The organism is Caulobacter endophyticus (assembly GCF_003116815.1).
Lineage (GTDB): Bacteria > Pseudomonadota > Alphaproteobacteria > Caulobacterales > Caulobacteraceae > Caulobacter > Caulobacter endophyticus.
In genome coordinates this window covers 1-5,529 of sequence record NZ_QDKQ01000075.1, presented here as the reverse complement: position 1 = coordinate 5,529, position 5,529 = coordinate 1, and the positions used below count along the sequence as shown (strand labels likewise).

Below are 5,529 nucleotides of genomic sequence, written 5' to 3'. Positions count from 1 at the left end.
GGTTACGGAGGCGGCTCGGGGCTTCGGCTCTGGTCTTTGACATTGTTGATTTGGAAAGAGAAACGCAGGCGGCGGCGCTCTGGCGGTTACCCTTCGAGGTAACCTTAGACGCTGACGAATGCGGTCTCTTGAAGACACCATTTATACGGTGATCGAGCTTTATGGCTTGGTCATTGTGTGATGGGAACTCGTCAAGAAACTATGCAAACCAGATACGCGATCGGGGTTTTCCCCTCGATCAAATAGCTGGAGTCAATGTCAACTCAACCTGAGAGTTTGATCCTGGCTCAGAGCGAACGCTGGCGGCAGGCCTAACACATGCAAGTCGAACGGATCCTTCGGGATTAGTGGCGGACGGGTGAGTAACACGTGGGAACGTGCCCTTTGGTTCGGAACAACTCAGGGAAACTTGAGCTAATACCGGATGTGCCCTTCGGGGGAAAGATTTATCGCCATTGGAGCGGCCCGCGTCTGATTAGCTAGTTGGTGAGGTAAAGGCTCACCAAGGCGACGATCAGTAGCTGGTCTGAGAGGATGATCAGCCACATTGGGACTGAGACACGGCCCAAACTCCTACGGGAGGCAGCAGTGGGGAATCTTGCGCAATGGGCGAAAGCCTGACGCAGCCATGCCGCGTGAATGATGAAGGTCTTAGGATTGTAAAATTCTTTCACCGGGGACGATAATGACGGTACCCGGAGAAGAAGCCCCGGCTAACTTCGTGCCAGCAGCCGCGGTAATACGAAGGGGGCTAGCGTTGCTCGGAATTACTGGGCGTAAAGGGAGCGTAGGCGGACTGTTTAGTCAGAGGTGAAAGCCCAGGGCTCAACCTTGGAATTGCCTTTGATACTGGCAGTCTTGAGTACGGAAGAGGTATGTGGAACTCCGAGTGTAGAGGTGAAATTCGTAGATATTCGGAAGAACACCAGTGGCGAAGGCGACATACTGGTCCGTTACTGACGCTGAGGCTCGAAAGCGTGGGGAGCAAACAGGATTAGATACCCTGGTAGTCCACGCTGTAAACGATGAGTGCTAGTTGTCGGCAGGCATGCCTGTCGGTGACGCAGCTAACGCATTAAGCACTCCGCCTGGGGAGTACGGTCGCAAGATTAAAACTCAAAGGAATTGACGGGGGCCCGCACAAGCGGTGGAGCATGTGGTTTAATTCGAAGCAACGCGCAGAACCTTACCACCTTTTGACATGCCCGGACCACCAGAGAGATCTGGCTTTCCCTTCGGGGACTGGGACACAGGTGCTGCATGGCTGTCGTCAGCTCGTGTCGTGAGATGTTGGGTTAAGTCCCGCAACGAGCGCAACCCTCGCTGTTAGTTGCCACCATTCAGTTGGGCACTCTAACAGGACTGCCGGAGTTAATCCGGAGGAAGGCGGGGATGACGTCAAGTCCTCATGGCCCTTACAAGGTGGGCTACACACGTGCTACAATGGCGACTACAGAGGGCTGCAATCCCGCGAGGGGGAGCCAATCCCTAAAAGTCGTCTCAGTTCGGATTGTTCTCTGCAACTCGAGAGCATGAAGTTGGAATCGCTAGTAATCGCGGATCAGCATGCCGCGGTGAATACGTTCCCGGGCCTTGTACACACCGCCCGTCACACCATGGGAGTTGGCTTTACCCGAAGGCGCTGCGCTAACCGCAAGGAGGCAGGCGACCACGGTAGGGTCAGCGACTGGGGTGAAGTCGTAACAAGGTAGCCGTAGGGGAACCTGCGGCTGGATCACCTCCTTTCTAAGGATGCTTCTCCAAGCTCTCACGAGCTTATTGAGGCTCCAATTAGTGCGCTAGACGCACACAAATGAGCGGATCGCCGCCGTCTCCGTTTCTCTTTCCACTTGTTTCGAGCCGATCAGGTTCGAAGCACGATCGCGAGCCCTGGAGCAGATCTCTTGATCTGATCTGAGCGGCCTATGGGCCCGTAGCTCAGTTGGTTAGAGCGCACGCTTGATAAGCGTGAGGTCATAAGTTCAAGTCTTATCGGGCCTACCACTCTTTCCACTCAAACGGACCGCAACCGACCAGCTCTCCTGGGCAAGCAACTCACCGAGTGTGAGGGGCCATAGCTCAGTTGGTAGAGCGCCTGCTTTGCAAGCAGGATGTCGTCGGTTCGAATCCGTCTGGCTCCACCATTCCTCGCAATCCTCGCTACCGCTTCGCTGCTTGAGCGAGGCTAGCTGGTAGGATTGGGAATATCGCGATCGAGGATATCAAGTTTGCAACCAGCTCAGGCTGGTCTGCGAAGTGACATCGTGAAGGTAGGGTTCAGCCGCTTCAGGTTGGACTTAAGAAGACATCATTGTCTGACAAATTGTAAAGCGCATGCGAGCCGTCCCTAGACGGTAAGCGCATGGGTTTTGCTGAGAACGATCAAGCGCATAAGGGCTTCTGACGGATGCCTTGGCATTGAGAGGCGATGAAGGACGTGGCACGCTGCGATAAGAGCCGGGGAGGCGCGAGCACCCTTTGATCCGGCTATCTCCGAATGGGGAAACCCACCTTTACGGTCACCCAACTTAGCTTTGCTTCGGCAAGGCCAGGATTGGATGGTCGGAAGAGGTATAATGATCTGAATACATAGGGTCATTAAGCAAACCCGGGGAACTGAAACATCTCAGTACCCGGAGGAAAGGACATCAACCGAGACTCCCGTAGTAGTGGCGAGCGAACCGGGACCAGGCCAGTGCTGTCGTGACATAAAGCTGAAGGATCTGGGAAGGTCCGCCATAGTGGGTGATAGCCCCGTAAGCGTCAAATAGCGACAGACTCGAGTAGGGCGGGACACGTGAAATCCTGTCTGAACATGGGGGGACCACCCTCCAAGCCTAAGTACTCCTCAATGACCGATAGCGAACAAGTACCGTGAGGGAAAGGTGAAAAGCACCCCGACAAGGGGAGTGAAACAGATCCTGAAATCGGAAGCCTACAAGCAGTCGGAGCCACCGCGCGTGGTGACGGCGTACCTTTTGTATAATGGGTCAGCGACTTCATGTGCCGTGCAAGCTTAAGCCGTTAGGTGTAGGCGCAGCGAAAGCGAGTCTGAATAGGGCGAATAAGTACGTCGCATGACGACCCGAAACCAGGTGATCTATCCATGAGCAGGTTGAAGGTTGGGTAACACCAACTGGAGGACCGAACCGGTGAATGTTGAAAAATTCTCGGATGACTTGTGGATAGGGGTGAAAGGCCAATCAAACCTGGACATAGCTGGTTCTCCGCGAAAACTATTTAGGTAGTGCCTCAGACGGACTCCTCGGGGGGTAGAGCACTGAATGGATGCGGGCGGCGCGAGCTGTACCAATTCTAATCAAACTCCGAATACCCGAGAGAGATATCTGGGAGACACACGGCGGGTGCTAACGTCCGTCGTGAAAAGGGAAACAACCCTAACCATCATCTAAGGCCCCCAAGTACTGGCTAAGTGGGAAACGATGTGGGTTTGCTTTGACAACCAGGATGTTGGCTTAGAAGCAGCCATCATTTAAAGAAAGCGTAACAGCTCACTGGTCAAGCGAACCTGCGCGGAAAATGTAACGGGGCTAAAGCCAGTCGCCGAAGGTATGGGTTTGCTCTTTGAGCAAGCGGTAGCGGAGCGTTCCGTAAGCCTGTGAAGATGAGGCGTGAGCCTTGTTGGAGGTATCGGAAGTGAGAATGCTGACATGAGTAGCGATAAAGAGGGTGAGAGACCCTCTCGCCGAAAGCCCAAGGGTTCCTGCGTAAAGCTAATCTGCGCAGGGTTAGTCGGCCCCTAAGGTGAGGCCGAAAGGCGTAATCGATGGGAATCAGGTAAATATTCCTGAACCAGTTGGAAGTGACGGATCTGGTAAATTGTCGGTCCTTATTGGATTGGTTCCGGCAGTGAACAGGTCCCTGGAAATAACTCCAACGGAGACCGTACCCGAAACCGACACAGGTGGGCAGGTAGAGTATACCAAGGCGCTTGAGAGAACTGTGCTGAAGGAACTCGGCAAATTGCACGCGTAACTTCGGGATAAGCGTGACTCTTCTTTGGGCAACCAGAAAAGAGTGGCACAAGCCAGGGGGTAGCGACTGTTTATCAAAAACACAGGGCTCTGCGAAGCCGCAAGGCGACGTATAGGGTCTGACGCCTGCCCGGTGCCTGAAGGTTAAAAGGAGGGGTGCAAGCTCTGAATTGAAGCCCAGGTAAACGGCGGCCGTAACTATAACGGTCCTAAGGTAGCGAAATTCCTTGTCGGGTAAGTTCCGACCTGCACGAATGGCGTAACGACTTCCCCACTGTCTCCAGCACAGGCTCAGCGAAATTGAATTCCCCGTGAAGATGCGGGGTTCCCGCGGTCAGACGGAAAGACCCTATGAACCTTTACTGCAGCTTCGCCTTGGCGTTAGCAGCAACATGTGTAGGATAGGTGGGAGGCTATGAAACCGGGGCGCCAGTTCCGGCGGAGCCATCCTTGAAATACCACCCTTATTGTTGCTGACGTCTAACCGCGGCCCGTTATCCGGGTCCGGGACATGGCGTGGCGGGCAGTTTGACTGGGGCGGTCGCCTCCCAAAGTGTAACGGAGGCGCGCGATGGTGGGCTCAGACCGGTCGGAAATCGGTCGTCGAGTGCAATGGCATAAGCCCGCCTGACTGCGAGACTGACAAGTCGAGCAGAGACGAAAGTCGGCCATAGTGATCCGGTGGTCCTGCGTGGAAGGGCCATCGCTCAACGAATAAAAGGTACTCTAGGGATAACAGGCTGATTTTGCCCAAGAGTCCATATCGACGGCAAAGTTTGGCACCTCGATGTCGGCTCATCACATCCTGGGGCTGGAGCAGGTCCCAAGGGTTCGGCTGTTCGCCGATTAAAGTGGTACGTGAGCTGGGTTCAGAACGTCGTGAGACAGTTTGGTCCCTATCTGCCGTGGGTGTACGAGACTTGAGAGGATCTGTCCCTAGTACGAGAGGACCGGGATGGACACACCTCTGGTGGACCTGTCATGGCGCCAGCTGTGCAGCAGGGTAGCTAAGTGTGGAATAGATAACCGCTGAAAGCATCTAAGCGGGAAACTAACCTCAAAACAAGGTCTCGCTGAGAGCCGTGGAAGACCACCACGTTGATAGGCCGGGTGTGGAAGTGCGGCGACGCATGGAGCTTACCGGTACTAATAGCTCGATAGGCTTGATCGTTCTTCAGTCAAACCCATGCAAGCTCTACAAAACTTGCCCTGACACTGATGTCTTCTTCTTTGCCTTGCCCTCAAAAATCGAGAGCAAGCAGCATCCTTTTTGCTGACCTGGTGGCTTTGCCGGGGGTTCCCCACCCGATCCCATTCCGAACTCGGTCGTTAAGTCCCCCTGGGCCAATGGTACTTCGTCTCAAGGCGCGGGAGAGTAGGTCGCCGCCAGGTCCGCTAAAAGGATGCATCACGCAAATAAACAGTCCAGAACCCTACCCACGATCAATACCCCTGCCGCGGGGTGGAGCAGCCCGGTAGCTCGTCAGGCTCATAACCTGAAGGTCACAGGTTCAAATCCTGTCCCCGCACCCAA

General features: G+C 54.7%; 3 tRNA genes and 3 rRNA genes. All 6 read left to right on the top strand.

The window, feature by feature from the left end:
• Positions 1-264 precede the first annotated feature (264 nt).
• The 6 genes from DDF67_RS23125 (at position 265) to DDF67_RS23100 (ending at position 5,528) form a co-directional block, all read left to right on the top strand.
• A 16S ribosomal RNA gene (locus DDF67_RS23125) occupies positions 265-1,746 on the top strand.
• A gap of 181 nt (positions 1,747-1,927) precedes the next feature.
• Positions 1,928-2,004 (top strand) — tRNA-Ile (locus tag DDF67_RS23120).
• Between the two features lie 64 nt (positions 2,005-2,068).
• Positions 2,069-2,144: transfer RNA gene (locus tag DDF67_RS23115), tRNA-Ala, on the top strand.
• A 236-nt stretch (positions 2,145-2,380) separates the two neighbouring features.
• Positions 2,381-5,166 (top strand): 23S ribosomal RNA (locus DDF67_RS23110).
• 106 nt (positions 5,167-5,272) lie between these two features.
• Positions 5,273-5,387: ribosomal RNA gene (gene rrf, locus DDF67_RS23105) — 5S ribosomal RNA — on the top strand.
• Together the 16S, 23S and 5S rRNA genes with 3 tRNA genes alongside form the textbook arrangement of a ribosomal RNA operon.
• Before the next feature lie 64 nt (positions 5,388-5,451).
• Positions 5,452-5,528: transfer RNA gene (locus DDF67_RS23100), tRNA-Met, on the top strand.
• Position 5,529: the final 1 nt, after the last annotated feature.